The organism is Mesorhizobium sp. C264A (genome assembly GCF_040324515.1).
Taxonomy (GTDB): domain Bacteria; phylum Pseudomonadota; class Alphaproteobacteria; order Rhizobiales; family Rhizobiaceae; genus Mesorhizobium.
On the sequence record NZ_JAMYVY010000001.1, the window covers coordinates 2,786,663 to 2,800,484 of the forward strand.

Consider the following 13,822-nt stretch of genomic DNA (forward strand, 5'->3'; position numbering starts at 1 on the left):
TTAGGCCATGGTTCAGATCAGGGCGATGACCGAGAAAGATATAGCGGCGGTGTCGCGGCTGTTGGGGGAATCCTGGCGGCGCACCTATTCGGCGATTATGGGGCCAGAGACCACTGCGCGGCTCTCGGACGACAAGCATGCGCCCGAGCGGCTGGCCGAGGAACTTGCGGACGACAACAAGATGTCGTTCGTGGCCGAACGGCCGGACGGTTCGATCGCCGGCTACGCGATGGCGGCGATGGACGATCGTGGCGATGTCCTGCTCGACCGGCTGCACATCGACAAGACAGAGTTCGGCAGCGGGCTCGCCACCGACCTGCTGCACGCGGTGCTTGTCGCGCATGCCGGCATCCCCAGCATTGCGCTGGAAGTGATCGAGGGCAACGACCGGGCGATCGCCTTCTATCGCAAGCACGGTTTCGAAGTGGTCGAGCGCCGCACGGCCGCGCACGGCGTTGGCGGCCACGCCTCGCTGATCATGCGCCGGCTGCTGTCGAGGGCGTAAGGGGAGGGAATAGGCCGTAGGGAATAGGGAATAAGGTGGCGCAGACCGATACCCTACGCCTACAGCCTACTGCGCCGCCGCTTGCCGGCCGTCCTCGTCGTCCGGCATATCGAGAATTTCGATCAGCCGCGCCACCTTCGTTCCCGGCAAGGGGCGGCCCTCGTTGACCAGCGCCTCGTCGGCACCGAGCCAGGCGAACGCCTCGCGCAGTTCTTGAAGGGTGGCGCCGGTCAGCGCGATGTCGGCTATGACCGCCTCGTCTACCGGCCCCAACACCGAAATGATATCGTCGCGTGTCATGGTCACCTCCATGCTAAGTGCCGGCAGGTCGTCGAGTTGACGCCGGGATCCGGCCATCCAGTCAACGGATTGCGAGCGAAAGCCGCCGACAAAGCAGAATCTGGGTCTTCTTTTCGACTAAGCAAGGTGAACGCGCCTTTTGCCTTCAAGCAGCCGAATGCCGATCGATGCTGTAGAGATGCACGGGATAGCCGGGACCGATGGCGTCGCGTACCCGGCCCGTCCAGGCACGAACCGCCGGATAAGCCGCCAGCGCAAAGCCGCAATCTTCGGCACGGTGGCCGTAGGCATAGACAGCAATGTCGGCGATGGTGAGCATGTCGCCGACAAGGAACGGCGTGTCGTTCAGGCTGCGCTCCAGCGCTGCCAGCGTGCGGGCGCCGGCTTCGCGCTTGGCCGGAAGCGTCGCCTGGTTGCGCTCCAGCCTTCCGGCCAGCGTCCAGAAGCGCAGGGAGCCGATGACCGGCTCGACATGGTACTGTTCGAAGAACAGCAATTGCATAACTTTCGCGCTGACATAGCGATCCGCCGGCAGCAAGGGCGTGCCTTCGGCGAGATAAATGAGGATCGCATTCGATTCGGCGATCGCACGGCCATCCTCGAGTTCGAGCACAGGAACGGCGCCGGCCGGGTTGAGCTTCAGGAAGGCGTCGGTGTGGCTCTCGCCCTCGAAAATCGACACCAGGCGGCTTTCATAGGGAATGTTAAGCAGGCCGAGCACGACCCTCGCCTTCCAACCGTTTTGCGACGGCAAATAATCATGAAGCGTGAGCATGGCTGTCCTTTCGCTGCGGTCGACGCCTGATTTGCAAGGTGCCACGATACCAGCCACCCGAATCCTGCAATGTGTACGCGCGGAAACAGATAAACTATACGCATGTAGAGTTTTATTGACTTCGCTGTATGTGCGATCTACCCGATAAACATTTGTGCCGAACAACTGCGCGAGCAAGCAATCAGTCTGTGACAAGGAGGAATCGCAAGCATGAGCCTTTCGCGCCGCAGCGAAATCGCCGCCGAGGCTGCGGGGCCAACTATTGCCGCCGGCGAGATCCTGGTCGAGATCATGGCGACGGAACTGGGTTTCGGCTTCCTCGAGCCGCAAACGCTCGTCGGGCCATTCCCCAGCGGTGCGCCGGCGATCTTCATCGACCAGGTTGCGCGGCTGGGGGGCGGCGCCGGCATTATCGGCTGCGTCGGCCGCGACGATTTCGGCACGCTCAACCTGGACAGGCTGGAGCTCGACGGCGTCGACGTCTCAGCCGTCGATATCAGCGACCGCTTCCCGACGGGATGCGCCTTCGTGCGCTACCGGCCCGATGGTATCAGGGACTTCGTCTACAACATCGCCGAATCCGCCGCCGGGCAGATCCACCTGACCACTGCTGCGCGCCTGCTGGCGGACAGGGCCGGCCATCTGCATATCATGGGATCGACGCTGTCGGTGGCAGGGCTGAAGGAGATCGTCAGCTACGCAGTGCAGGCGGTTCGTGCCCGCGGCGGCTCGACCTCATTCGACCCGAATGTGCGCAAGGAGCTGATCGACGGCTCCGACGGCGCACTGTTTTCCGCACTCATCGATGATGCCGACCTGCTGCTGCCGTCCGGCGACGAATTGCTCGCTACGGCGGGCGTCGATGACGAGCATCAGGCGGTGGCGGCGCTGTTTGCCAGGGGCGTCGGCGAGATCGTGCTGAAGCGCGGTGCTGACGGCTCTTCCTGGTTCGGCGCCGAGGGCGCCAGGACCGACTGCGCCGGTTTTCAGGTCGAGGAAGTCGACCCGACGGGCGCCGGCGATTGTTTCGGCGCCACCTACCTGACCTGCCGCCGCCAGGGGATGGAGCCCGGCAAGGCGCTGCTTTATGCCAATGCCGCCGGCGCCCGCAACGTCACCCGGCGCGGCCCGATGGAAGGCACCGCCGGCTTCGATGCGCTTGACCAATTCATCAAGGGAACAGCGAGACGGACATGAGCGCCAACCCGCTTGCAGGCCTCGCCAGCGCGCGCAAAAACGGCTCGCCCTACGGCATCACCTCGATCTGCTCCGCGCATCCGCTGGTGATCCAGACGGCGATCAGGCGCGCCGTTGCCGACAGGGAGAAAAACCTGCTGATTGAGGCAACCTGCAATCAGGTCAACCAGTTCGGCGGCTATACCGGAATGACCCCGGCGCTGTTCGTCGCCTTCGTGCTGGAGATCGCCTGCCGCGAGGGGCTGGAAGCCTCGCGCATCATCTTCGGCGGCGATCATCTGGGACCGAACCCGTGGCGCGCAGAGCCGGCGGCGCAGGCGATGGACAAGGCCGAGGCCATGGTCGGCGCCTATATCGCGGCCGGCTTCACCAAGATCCATCTCGACGCATCGATGGGCTGCGCCGGCGAGCCGGCGGCGCTTGACGACGAGACCATCGCCACCCGGGCGGCGCGGCTGGCAAAGGCGGCCGAAACGGGCGCGCACGCCGCAGGCAGCACCTTGCCGGTCTACATCATCGGCACCGAAGTTCCCGCCCCCGGCGGCGTCGACCATGCGATCAGCGAGTTGAAGCCGACCGAGGCGGCGGCGGCGAGGCGCACGATCGAGGTTCACCGGGAGATCTTTGCCCGCGAAGGCCTGACCGAGGCGTTCGGCCGCGTCATGGCCGTGGTGGTGCAGCCGGGCGTGGAATTCGGCAGCCAGAACGTCGTCGCCTACGCGCCCGAGAAATCCAAGGGCCTGACCGGCTTGCTCGATGAGCAGCCGTCGCTCGTCTACGAGGCGCATTCGACCGACTACCAGAGCCGTGCGGCTTTGACCGCGCTGGTCGCAAACGGCTTTCCCATCCTCAAGGTCGGCCCCGGCCTGACCTTCGCCTTGCGCGAGGCGCTTTACGGGCTCGACCTGATAGCATCCGAAATGATCACGGATTATGGCGACCGGTCGCTCGCCCGGACCATGGAAGGCGCGATGCTGGCAGCACCCGGCCATTGGCACAGCCACTATCACGGCAACGAAGCAGAGCTCTATGTGCAGCGGCATTACAGCTACAGCGACCGCATCCGCTATTATTGGAGCAACCCCACCGCTGTCGCGGCCGTCGAGCGCCTGCGCAAGGCGCTGGACGGGGTCGCCATTCCCGAAACGCTGATGCGGCAATTCCTGCCGGCGCTGCCGGCCGAACTCGGGTCGGCGGGCAATCCCGAGGCTATCCTTCTCGAAGCTGTCGATCAGGTGCTGGCCGACTATGACGCGGCATGCCGTGGGACCTGAGTGCATTTGCGCCGGGTTGATCTTTGCCTCAGCCCAGTGTCTCTGACGTTTCCATGAAACCAGCCATGTTCTTTCTCCTGTTCGCGGCCTCTCTGCTGGCGTCGCCGGCACGCGCCGACTGGAAGCCGGTCGAAAAGGTCGAGACCTACGCCATCGCAGGGCGGACCGGCCCGGAACTCTATGCCGCGATCGGTGAAGCCGGCCCCTTGCTCGGCAAGGGCCGGGTCATCGCGCACACCAATTTCAAGCTGACCTGGACCAGGGACTACAGGCCGAAAGGCGACGCCTGCGAGCTGGTGTCGGCGCGGCCGAAACTGATCATCACCTACACCTTGCCGAAGCCGGCCGAACCGTTGCCGGCTTCCGTCCAGAAGAACTGGACGGTGTTCATCGCCGGGCTCGCCGCCCACGAGAGAGTGCATGGCGCAGCCATCGCCGAGATGGTGCGCAAGATCGAGGCGGTGAGCGTCGGCCTGACCGTTACTGATGACCCCGGCTGCAGCAAGATCAGAACCGAGCTGACGAGGCAACTCGCCCAGATCTCGCTGGCACAGCGGCAGGCGAGCCGCGACTTCGACCGAGTCGAATTCGGCCCCGGCGGAAACCTGCAGAAGCTGGTGCTGGCTTTTGTGAATGGGAGGTAGTTTGCCGGTGTGCCGGTCATAGCGCCGAGTGTTCCGAACGACAAGAGTACCGGCCGCATGGCCGCTTTACAGGCAGGCTTGGTAGCGCTACCGTCTGATTGTCGCGCGACCTGTTCGGGGAATGGGAGACGGTCGCGAGGCGGGAGAGGAGCGGTTTCCTTCGGGGCGTCGCAAGAAGCATTCGGGAGGAGATCGATGGCGTCTGTCGCGATCGGCGACGTTTACAAATCGTTCGGGACCGTCGAGGTCCTGCATGGCGTCAGTGTGGATATCGATGACGGCGAATTCGTCACGCTGGTCGGCCCGTCGGGTTGCGGAAAATCGACCCTTCTCAGGATGATCGCCGGCCTGGAAAAGATTTCTCGGGGCGAGATCGCCATCGGGGATCGGGTCGTCAACAACGTTGCCCCGAAAGAGCGCGACGTTGCCATGGTGTTCCAGAACTACGCGCTCTACCCGCACATGACGGTCGCCGAGAACATGGCGTTCTCGCTCATGCTCAAAGGTGTTTCGAAGGCCGATTGCGCTACCAGCATTCAGCGCGCCGCCGAAATCCTCGGGCTGGTGCCATTGCTGACGCGATATCCGCGCCAACTTTCCGGCGGCCAGCGCCAGCGCGTCGCCATGGGCCGGGCGATCGTGCGCGATCCACAGGTTTTCCTGTTCGACGAACCGCTCTCCAATCTCGACGCCAAGCTCAGGGTGCAGATGCGCGCCGAGATCAAGGAACTGCACCAGCGGCTCAAGACGACGACAGTCTATGTCACCCACGACCAGATCGAGGCCATGACCATGGCCGACAAGATCGTCGTCATGCATGACGGCATCGTCGAACAGATCGGACCGCCGCTGGAGCTCTACGACAGGCCCAACAATCTCTTCGTCGCCAGTTTCATCGGCTCGCCCGCCATGAACCTGATCAAGGGCGAGATCGTCACCGACGGGTCTCCGTCCTTTCGCGGCGCCGGGGGAATTTCCGTGCCGCTGGCCGGCGCGCCGGCCGTTTGCAACGGTCATCCGGTGGTGCTGGGAATACGGCCCGAGCATTTGCGGCTATCGTCAGACCAAGGCATTCCAGTCACCGTCGCGGTGGTCGAGCCGACCGGGTCGGAAGTGCAGATCATCGGCCGCACCGCCGGCGGCGACGAGATCGTCGCCAATTTCCGCGAACGCCATGCCTTCACACCGGGCGAATCCATACGGCTCTCTGCCGCGCCTGGCCTGATTCATCTCTTTGACGGCAAGACTGGAACACGATTTGAAACGCGTAACGGATGGTAAGGACCGCATAGCAAGGAAGATAAACCGGAGGAGACGACCATGAAATTCACGAGACGCGATGTAATCCGCACGACCGCAGGTGCCGCGGCGGGAGCTCTGGGAAGCCGGTTCGTCGGCTCGCCGGCTTTTGCCCAGGAGGGCTTGAAATACAAGCCCGAGGAAGGCGCAAAGCTGCGGCTGCTGCGCTGGTCGCCCTTCGTCAAGGGCGATGAGGATCAATGGCTGGCCAACACCAAGCGCTTCACCGAGGCGACAGGTGTCGAGGTTCGTGTCGACAAGGAAAGCTGGGAGGACATTCGCCCCAAGGCAGCGGTCGCCGCCAATGTCGGTTCCGGCCCGGACCTCATGTTCGTCTGGTTCGACGACCCGCATCAATATCCAGACAAGCTGCACGACGTGACCGAGCTCGGCGAGTATCTGGGCTCGAAATATGGCGGCTGGCACGACGGACCAAAGCAATATGCGACGCGGGACGGCAAGTTCGTCGGCCTGCCGCTGGCCACGATCGGCAATGCCATCGTCTATCGCGAAAGCTGGGTGAAGGAGGCCGGCTTCTCCGAATTTCCGAAGGACACGGCAGGCTTCCTCGAGCTTTGCAAGGCGTTGCAGGCGAAGGGACATCCGGCTGGCTTCACGCACGGCCACGGCGTCGGCGACGGCAACAATTACGCGCACTGGCTGCTGTGGAGCCATGGCGGCCAGATGGTCGACGAGAGCGGCAAGGTGGCGATCAACAGCCCCGAGACGCTAAAGGCGATCGGATACGCGCAGGAACTCTACAAGACCTTCATTCCCGGGACCGAAAGCTGGCTCGACGTCAATAACAACCGCGCCTTCCTGGCCGGCGAACTCGGCGTCATCGCCAACGGCATTTCCGCCTACAATACGGCCAAGATCAACAAGGACAACGATCCGAAGCTGGCTGAGATCGCCAAGGACATCCGCACCACCAACCTGCCGATCGGTCCCGTCGGGAAATCGGTCGAACTGTTCCAGGTGACCACCGCCGTCATCTTCAACTACACGCCCTACCCCAATGCGGCCAAGGCCTATCTGCAGTTCATGTTCGAGGATCCGCAGATGACCGACTGGATCACCTCCTCGGCGGGCTATTGCTGCCAGACGCTGAAGGCCTTCGACAACAATCCAGTGTGGACGGCCGACCCGAACAATGCCGCCTATGCCAAGGCCTCGGCGACGCTGCGCCCCAACGGCTATGCCGGGCCGCTCGGCTATGCCTCGGCGGCGACCATGGCCGACTATGTCCTGGTCGACATGTTCGCCAAGGCGGTGACCGGCCAGGCGACGCCGCAGGAGGCGATGGAGGAGGCGGAGAAGCGCGCCAACCGCTACTACCGCGTTTGATCACGGCACCGCCGGGCAGCGTCTAGTGCGCTGCCCGGCCCGTCGCACAATCCCATGGCGGCCGTTGACGCCGTGACCTGATTCCCCGATGAGGAGCCCTTCATGGCCGTGCCGTCCGTTGCCGCCCAGCCGCGTCCGTCGATGCTTTCGCGGATCTCCGAAAGCCGCAACGCGCTGGGCTTCGGCTTCATGCTGCCGGCGGCGGCGCTGCTGCTGGTCTTCCTGACCTATCCGCTCGGGCTGGGCGTCTGGCTCGGCTTCACCGATGCCCGTATCGGCCGCCCCGGCATCTTCATTGGCACCGAGAACTATCAGTATCTGTGGAGTGACGCCGTCTTCTGGCTGTCCGTCTTCAACACCTTGCTCTACACGGTCAGCGCCTCGATCCTGAAGTTCGTGCTCGGCCTGTGGCTGGCGCTCATTCTCAATGAAAACCTGCCGTTCAAATCGTTCTTCCGCGCGATAGTCCTGCTGCCTTGGGTGGTGCCCACCGTACTGTCAGCCATCGCCTTCTGGTGGATCTACGATTCGCAGTTCTCCATCCTGTCCTGGGCGCTGCAGCAAATGGGCCTGATCGACCACCGCATCAATTTCCTCGGCGATCCGGAGAATGCGCGCGCTTCGGTTATCGCCGCCAACGTCTGGCGCGGCATTCCTTTCGTCGCCATCACGCTGCTCGCCGGCCTGCAGACCATTCCGCAGTCGCTCTACGAGGCGGCCACGCTCGACGGCGCCAGTCGCTGGCAGTTGTTTCGTTATGTGACTCTGCCGCTGCTGACGCCGATCATCGCCATCACCATGACCTTCTCGGTGCTGTTCACTTTCACCGATTTCCAGCTGATCTACGTGCTGACCCGGGGCGGACCGGTGAATGCCACGCATCTGATGGCGACATTGTCTTTCCAGCGCGGCATTTCCGGCGGCCAGCTTGGCGAGGGCGCGGCCATCGCGGTGGCCATGATCCCGTTCCTGCTGGCGGCGATCCTGTTCAGCTATTTCGGCCTGCAACGCCGCAAATGGCAACAAGGCGGCGGAGACTGACATGGTCAAGACGGCCGCGACAAGGAAGGCGAAACGTGGGGATATCGACGAAGGCGGCATGGGCTACCTGCAGAGCCTGCCGCGCCGCGTGGTGACGGTCTATCTGCCGCTGCTGGTGTTCGTCTTCGTGCTTTTGTTTCCGTTTTACTGGATGACGATCACGGCGGTTAAGCCCAATCTCGAGATGACCGACTATGCGCAGTTCAATCCGTTCTGGGTGGTGCATCCGACATTGGAGCACATCCGCTATCTCCTGTTCGAGACCTCCTATCCGGGCTGGCTGCTCAACACGATCATCATCTCGACCGCCGCCACGTTCCTGTCGCTGCTGGCGTCGGTGTTCGCCGCCTATGCGATCGAGCGGTTGCGCTTCTCCGGGGCGCGGCAGGTCGGCCTCGGCATCTTCCTCGCCTATCTGGTGCCGCCCTCGATCCTGTTCATTCCGCTGTCGGTGATGGTGTTCAACCTCGGGCTCTACGACACGCCCTTCGCGCTCATCCTTACCTATCCGACCTTCCTGGTGCCGTTCTGCACGTGGCTGTTGATGGGTTACTTCCGCTCCATCCCGTTCGAACTGGAAGAATGCGCGCTGATAGACGGAGCGAGCCGGTGGCAGATCCTCACCAAGATCGTGCTGCCGCTGTCGGTGCCCGGCCTGATCTCCGCCGGCATATTCGCCTTCACCCTGTCATGGAACGAGTTCATCTATGCGCTGACATTCATCCAGTCCTCGGAAAACAAGACCGTGCCGGTGGGTGTGCTGACCGAGTTGGTGCGCTCCGACGTCTACGAATGGGGGCGCTGATGGCGGGAGCGCTGATCGGCTCGCTGCCGGTGGTGGTGCTCTATTCGTTCTTCGTCGAGCACTATGTCTCGTCGATGACCGGCGCGGTGAAGGAGTGACGCGCCGGCTCACGCGAGGCGACCGGCGCGGTCAGATCGCGCCGATGATGCCGCCGTCGACGCGGATGTTCTGGCCGGTAATGTAGCCCGCACCTTCGGAAGCGAGGAAGGCGATGGTCGCGGCAATTTCCTCCGAGGTGCCGTAGCGCTGCATCGGCACGCTGTCGCGGCGCTCCTCGGTGGCCGGCAGGCTGTCGATCCAGCCGGGCAGCACATTGTTCATGCGCACATTGTCGGCGGCGTAGGTGTTGGCGAAGATCTTGGTGTAGGCGGCAAGACCGGCGCGGAACACGGCGGATGTCGGGAACATCGGGCTCGGCTCGACCACCCAGGCGGTCGAGATGTTGATGATGGCGCCGGCCTTCTGCTTGACCATCTGCGGCGCCACGATGCGCACCGGCCGGATGACGTTCATCAGATAGACGTCGAGACCGGTGTGCCACTGCTCGTCGGTGATTTCGAGGATCGGCGCGCGTGGCCCGTGGCCGCCGCTGTTGACCAGCACGTCGATGCGGCCGAAGCGCTCGAGCGTCAGGTCGGCGAGCCGCTGCAGATCGTCATTCGACTGGTTGGAGCCGGTGACGCCGAGGCCGCCAATCTCCTTGGCCAGAGCCTCGCCCTTACCGGAGGACGACAGGATCGCGACCTTGAACCCGTCCGCCGCCAGCCGCTTGGCCGCCGCCGCGCCCATACCGCTGCCACCCGCGACGACGACTGCCACTTTTTCTACACTCATTTTTCTCTCCTTGGGGTTTTGCGGCGTGTGTCTCGCGACTTCAAAGGATGATATAGCCGGTCTTGCCATCTGGTTCGAACCAGAAAGCCTGAAATCAAGCTGTAGAAAAACTCCTGCATGCCCGAAGCCTTCCTGAGCCTGCCGCCGTTGAATGCGCTGCGTGCCTTCGAAGCCGCCGCGCGTCATCTCAACTTCCGCATCGCCGCGCAGGAGCTGAACGTGACGCAAGGGGCGGTGGCGCAGCATATACGCGGGCTGGAGGCGGATCTCGGCGCAAAGCTGTTCGACCGGCTGCCGCGCGGCCTGGCGCTGACCGATGAGGGACGTGCCTATGCGCCGAACATTCGCCGCGCCTTCGAGCTGATCTCCGAGGCAACGCTGCTGTTGCGGCCCGAGCCGGCGCGGCTGACGATCAGCGTCACGCCGAGCTTTGCCACCAAATGGCTGATCCCCAAACTGCCGGAGTTCGTCGCCCACAACCCGCTCGTCGATTTGCGCATCCTGGCCAGCCAAAGCCTGTCGAGTTTTCAGGCCGACGGCGTCGACATTGCGGTCAGGCAAGGCCGCCCGCCCTTCGGCGCCGGCCTGATGGTCGACCTGTTGTTCCCACAGCAGATCGTCGCCATCTGCAGCCCTGCCCTGCTGCCAACCGAGGCGAACGAGATCGCGACGGCCGATATCCAGCATCATGTCCTGTTGCACGACGCGCACAATCTGTGGCCGGAATTCATGGAGAGAGCGCTCGGGCTGAAGATGGCCACCGAGGCCAAACGCATGCGCTTCAACCAGACAGGCCTCGCGATCGACGCCGCCATTGCCGGCCAGGGCATCGCGCTGGCCAGCCGGTTTCTCGTCGCTGCCGACATTGCCGCCGGCCGGCTGGTGCAGCCGATCAACGCAGAGATGCGTGGGACGCACGATTTCTATGTCGTGATGCCGCGCAAGCAACGGCACCCAGAACCGACGCAAGCCGTGCGGCAATGGCTGCTCGATGAGGGCGACGCGGCGGGGCTGTGATGGATAGCCGATCTCCCCGCAAGGCGGGAGATCCGCAGCTTGGCCGACGCCGCCCCTTTCAGCCTCGCCGAGCAATGTCGGCCGCCACTGCCTTCGCCTCGCGTCCAATTTCCCTGAGCAGACCGGTGACCGGATTGTAGAAGCCGACGAGGTAGAGGCCGAGTTGCGAGGCGCGGGCGTTGACGCCACTGCGCTCCGGCTGCAATTCCACGGGCAGAAACTTTTCGTAGCCCGGGCGATAGCCGGTGGCGAGGATGACGGCGTCGAAATTTTCCTGCCTGCCGTCGGTGAACGCAGCGCCGCGCTCGGTGAAGCCCGCTATGTCGGGCGCGATCTTGATGGCGCCTTTGGTGATGGCGTCGACCGTGCCGACGTCGATGACCGGGATGCGGCCGACTTCGTCGATCTGTTGCAGGATGCCCTGTTTCGGCCTGACGATGCCGTATTTCTCGAGCTTGCCCAGCGCGAAATCGAGGATGATCGGAAACATCCAGTCGTTCAGCGCCTGCGGCATTGGCCGGCTGGCGATGCCGACCATCTGGATCGGCACGCCAAACAGCTGGCGCGGCACGATGTGGACGCCCTTGCGCACCGAAATGGTCGGACGCGCGCCACTTTCCGCCAAGTCGAGCGCGATCTCGGCGCCGGTGTTGCCCATGCCGACGATCAGCACCGAGCGGCCGGCAAAGGGCGCCGCTTGCGTATAGTCGGCGCTGTGCAGCACCTCGCCCTTGAAAGCCTCGATGGCAGGGAGCCGGGGGACGATCGGCTCGGCATTGTTACCGCTGGCGATAACGACATGGCGCGCCTTGAGGTTGTCCGATCCTGTCTCGACCAGAAAACCGCCGTCCCCGAGGCGAATGGCTTTCACCGTCACGCCGAAGCGCGGGCGCAGATCGAATTTTTCCGCGTAGTCGTCGAGATAGCGGACCACCAGTTCGCGCGGCACGTAGCGCGGATAGTTTTTGGGAAAGGGCAGGAACGGCAGCGACGAGAACGACTTGACCGTATGCAGATGCAGCCGCCGATAGTGCCGCCGCCAGGCGGGCGCGATCTCCTGCGATTTTTCGAGCAGGATGAAATCCACTCCTGCCCGCTTCAGGCAGGCACCGACCGCAAGGCCGGCGGGCCCGGCGCCGACAATAACGACAGTGGTGTCCAAGCGATTCTCCTCCCGCTAGCTCCTTAGGCTACGCGTAGAAGCGCAGGCGGGACAAGGCGCGCCTCACCTTCTCCCCTTGTTGGAGAAGGTGGATCGGCGCGCTAGCGCCGAGACGCCTTCGCATCGCGGCGCGCACGCTGCGCATCCTGTCCGGTCTCGGCTCACCCCCGGTGACGAATGTCTATCCCGGCAATCGCCCCATGCTGTCGGACGGGCTGCCTGTCGCCGGCCGCACCGCGACCGAAGAGCTCTACGTGCATGGCGGCATGGCCCAATCGGCATGCATGCCGCCCCGGCCACCGCGCGCTGGCTGGAAGAGGCCGTGGTTCGGGCGATGGCAATCCGAAGCAGACATGGCTCCGGCCACAGCGATTTGCGGGATGGGAAGGGTGAGGCTGCGCGACGTCGTGTCGATCTAGCCCGCCACCAGCGCGAAGGGAGGCGTTCCTCCCTAGCCGACATGCTCGGCGCGCAGCTTCTTCTTTATCTGCTCGAGCGCTGCCTCGCCGCCCCTCGCCAGTTCATCGGCGATCCTTGCCAGCTTGTCATCGGCGTTGCGGTATTTGCTGCCCCAGGCGCCGAGCGTCGCCAGCACCGGCAACAGGTCGATGCCCGCCTCCGTCAGTTTGTAGATCGCCTTGAGCTTGTGCGTGGGGTCGTCGCTTCTGGTGACGATGCCCTCATCCTGCAAGGTCTGCAGCCGCTCGGCCAGGGTGCGCGACGAGATGCCTTCGCCTGATAGCAGAAACTCCCGGAAGTGCCTTTTTCCGGCGAAAATCATGTCGCGGATGATCAGCAGCGTCCAGCGGTCACCGAGCAATTCGAGCGATAGGCTGATGGGACAGCCGGATCTTTCCCTGGTCGACATTTAAATGCTTCCATTTTTAAATCACTTTACTATTGACATCATTTTTCACTCATGTCAATGGTTCCGAAAGTAAAGCAATAACCAACGCCGCCTGACCTGGCGCTGGTGACACCAGAGCTCAGGAGAACGACGATGAGAAAACTGATCCTGCAGATACAGATATCGGTCGACGGTTTTGTCGGCGCGGCCGGCGATGAGCACTGGCAGCTCTGGGAATGGGGCGCCAACTGCCCGTGGGACGACGACTTGAAGCAGGATTTCAACGCGGTGTTCGCCGGCATCGACACCATTCTGCTCAGCCGCAAGATGGCCGAAGAAGGCTATCTAACCCATTGGGGCAATGCGGCAAAAAACTATCCGCGCGATCCCTTCTACGCCTTTGCGCAGCGCATCGTCGAGGCGCGCAAGGTGGTGCTGAGCGACAAGCTCGCGGCATCGCGGTGGGAGCGCACGACGGTTGCCAGCGGCAACCTGCCGCGCGAGGTCAAGGCGCTGAAAGCTGAAGGTGAAGGCGACATGGCGGTATTCGGCGGCGCCGGCTTTGCCTCGGCGCTGATTGCAGCGGGACTGGTCGATGAGTTCCAGCTGTTCATCAATCCGGCCGCGCTGGGCGACGGCGAGCGGATTTTCGACCGTGGTGGCTTCCGGAAATTGCGCCTGCTCGGCTCTAAAGCTTATGCCTGCGGAATGGTGGTGAACCGCTACGCGCCGGCAATGTGAAGCAGTTCAGCGATTGAATCCGTGGACCGCTTCA

At 63.5% G+C, this 13,822-nt stretch carries 14 protein-coding genes and 1 pseudogene; 10 read left to right on the forward strand and 5 right to left on the reverse strand.

Annotation, left to right across the window (positions count from 1 at the left end; genetic code table 11):
- The first annotated feature begins 7 nt into the window (after positions 1 to 7).
- A complete protein-coding gene (locus NKL04_RS13720) occupies positions 8 to 505 on the forward strand; it encodes a GNAT family N-acetyltransferase (RefSeq protein ID WP_023703086.1) in 498 nt (165 codons plus the stop codon).
- 66 nt (positions 506 to 571) lie between these two features.
- Here the strand turns inward: NKL04_RS13720 and NKL04_RS13725 are convergent, their stop codons facing one another.
- Together NKL04_RS13725 and NKL04_RS13730 are read right to left on the reverse strand one after the other, a co-directional pair.
- Positions 572 to 805, reverse strand: coding sequence for a hypothetical protein (locus NKL04_RS13725; RefSeq protein ID WP_031193476.1), 234 nt, complete (start codon positions 803 to 805; stop codon positions 572 to 574).
- Positions 806 to 950: 145 nt separating this feature from the next.
- On the reverse strand, positions 951 to 1,580 hold the full coding sequence (locus tag NKL04_RS13730; protein WP_352723780.1) for a glutathione S-transferase family protein: 630 nt from the start codon (positions 1,578 to 1,580) through the stop codon (positions 951 to 953).
- Between the two features lie 210 nt (positions 1,581 to 1,790).
- On the opposite strand from NKL04_RS13730, the gene NKL04_RS13735 reads away from it, so the two are divergent.
- From NKL04_RS13735 to NKL04_RS13765, 7 genes and pseudogenes are all read left to right on the forward strand, one after another.
- Positions 1,791 to 2,777, forward strand: a complete 987-nt coding sequence (locus NKL04_RS13735; protein ID WP_023703089.1) for a tagatose kinase — start codon at positions 1,791 to 1,793, stop codon at positions 2,775 to 2,777.
- Entirely contained in the window at positions 2,774 to 4,051 is a 1,278-nt protein-coding gene (locus NKL04_RS13740) for a D-tagatose-bisphosphate aldolase, class II, non-catalytic subunit (RefSeq protein WP_023703090.1), read from the forward strand. Before NKL04_RS13735 ends, NKL04_RS13740 begins: the two co-directional genes overlap by 4 nt.
- Before the next feature lie 53 nt (positions 4,052 to 4,104).
- A complete protein-coding gene (locus NKL04_RS13745) occupies positions 4,105 to 4,695 on the forward strand; it encodes a DUF922 domain-containing Zn-dependent protease (protein WP_023743900.1) in 591 nt (196 codons plus the stop codon).
- A 195-nt stretch (positions 4,696 to 4,890) separates the two neighbouring features.
- Positions 4,891 to 5,976: an ABC transporter ATP-binding protein gene (locus NKL04_RS13750; RefSeq protein WP_023703092.1), complete on the forward strand. Its 1,086-nt coding sequence runs from the start codon at positions 4,891 to 4,893 to the stop codon at positions 5,974 to 5,976.
- Between the two features lie 39 nt (positions 5,977 to 6,015).
- Positions 6,016 to 7,341, forward strand: coding sequence for an ABC transporter substrate-binding protein (locus NKL04_RS13755; protein WP_023693796.1), 1,326 nt, complete (start codon positions 6,016 to 6,018; stop codon positions 7,339 to 7,341).
- 141 nt (positions 7,342 to 7,482) lie between these two features.
- Positions 7,483 to 8,382 carry a carbohydrate ABC transporter permease gene (locus NKL04_RS13760; protein WP_444849008.1) on the forward strand — a complete coding sequence of 300 codons (900 nt, stop codon included), beginning with the start codon at positions 7,483 to 7,485 and terminating at the stop codon, positions 8,380 to 8,382.
- A 1-nt stretch (position 8,383) separates the two neighbouring features.
- Positions 8,384 to 9,285 (forward strand): annotated as a pseudogene (locus NKL04_RS13765) (carbohydrate ABC transporter permease).
- A 31-nt stretch (positions 9,286 to 9,316) separates the two neighbouring features.
- Here the strand turns inward: NKL04_RS13765 and NKL04_RS13770 are convergent.
- On the reverse strand, positions 9,317 to 10,021 hold the full coding sequence (locus NKL04_RS13770) for an SDR family oxidoreductase (protein WP_023715144.1): 705 nt from the start codon (positions 10,019 to 10,021) through the stop codon (positions 9,317 to 9,319).
- 117 nt (positions 10,022 to 10,138) lie between these two features.
- Between NKL04_RS13770 and gcvA the strand changes: the two genes are divergently transcribed.
- A complete protein-coding gene (gcvA, locus tag NKL04_RS13775; RefSeq protein ID WP_023685899.1) occupies positions 10,139 to 11,038 on the forward strand; it encodes a transcriptional regulator GcvA in 900 nt (299 codons plus the stop codon).
- Positions 11,039 to 11,096: 58 nt separating this feature from the next.
- Here the strand turns inward: gcvA and NKL04_RS13780 are convergent, their stop codons facing one another.
- Positions 11,097 to 12,200, reverse strand: a complete 1,104-nt coding sequence (locus NKL04_RS13780; RefSeq protein WP_023685900.1) for a flavin-containing monooxygenase — start codon at positions 12,198 to 12,200, stop codon at positions 11,097 to 11,099.
- A gap of 451 nt (positions 12,201 to 12,651) precedes the next feature.
- Positions 12,652 to 13,068, reverse strand: a complete 417-nt coding sequence (locus tag NKL04_RS13785; RefSeq protein WP_023703095.1) for a winged helix-turn-helix transcriptional regulator — start codon at positions 13,066 to 13,068, stop codon at positions 12,652 to 12,654.
- A gap of 132 nt (positions 13,069 to 13,200) precedes the next feature.
- Here NKL04_RS13785 and NKL04_RS13790 point away from each other — a divergent pair, with 132 nt between their 5' ends.
- Positions 13,201 to 13,788 (forward strand): dihydrofolate reductase family protein, encoded by a 588-nt coding sequence (locus NKL04_RS13790; protein WP_023703096.1) that lies wholly within the window; start codon positions 13,201 to 13,203, stop codon positions 13,786 to 13,788.
- Positions 13,789 to 13,822: the final 34 nt, after the last annotated feature.

Bases quoted from the DNA above. Each gene is read 5' to 3' on its own strand.
- NKL04_RS13770 (WP_023715144.1), bottom strand. From the start codon at position 10,021: ATGAGTGTAGAAAAAGTGGCAGTCGTCGTCGCGGGTGGCAGCGGTATG.
- NKL04_RS13725 (WP_031193476.1), bottom strand. From the start codon at position 805: ATGACACGCGACGATATCATTTCGGTGTTGGGGCCGGTAGACGAGGCG.
- NKL04_RS13790 (WP_023703096.1), top strand. From the start codon at position 13,201: ATGAGAAAACTGATCCTGCAGATACAGATATCGGTCGACGGTTTTGTC.
- NKL04_RS13785 (WP_023703095.1), bottom strand. From the start codon at position 13,068: ATGTCGACCAGGGAAAGATCCGGCTGTCCCATCAGCCTATCGCTCGAA.
- NKL04_RS13730 (WP_352723780.1), bottom strand. From the start codon at position 1,580: ATGCTCACGCTTCATGATTATTTGCCGTCGCAAAACGGTTGGAAGGCG.
- gcvA (WP_023685899.1), top strand. From the start codon at position 10,139: ATGCCCGAAGCCTTCCTGAGCCTGCCGCCGTTGAATGCGCTGCGTGCC.
- NKL04_RS13755 (WP_023693796.1), top strand. From the start codon at position 6,016: ATGAAATTCACGAGACGCGATGTAATCCGCACGACCGCAGGTGCCGCG.
- NKL04_RS13740 (WP_023703090.1), top strand. From the start codon at position 2,774: ATGAGCGCCAACCCGCTTGCAGGCCTCGCCAGCGCGCGCAAAAACGGC.
- NKL04_RS13720 (WP_023703086.1), top strand. From the start codon at position 8: ATGGTTCAGATCAGGGCGATGACCGAGAAAGATATAGCGGCGGTGTCG.
- NKL04_RS13760 (WP_444849008.1), top strand. From the start codon at position 7,483: ATGCTTTCGCGGATCTCCGAAAGCCGCAACGCGCTGGGCTTCGGCTTC.
- NKL04_RS13745 (WP_023743900.1), top strand. From the start codon at position 4,105: ATGAAACCAGCCATGTTCTTTCTCCTGTTCGCGGCCTCTCTGCTGGCG.
- NKL04_RS13735 (WP_023703089.1), top strand. From the start codon at position 1,791: ATGAGCCTTTCGCGCCGCAGCGAAATCGCCGCCGAGGCTGCGGGGCCA.
- NKL04_RS13750 (WP_023703092.1), top strand. From the start codon at position 4,891: ATGGCGTCTGTCGCGATCGGCGACGTTTACAAATCGTTCGGGACCGTC.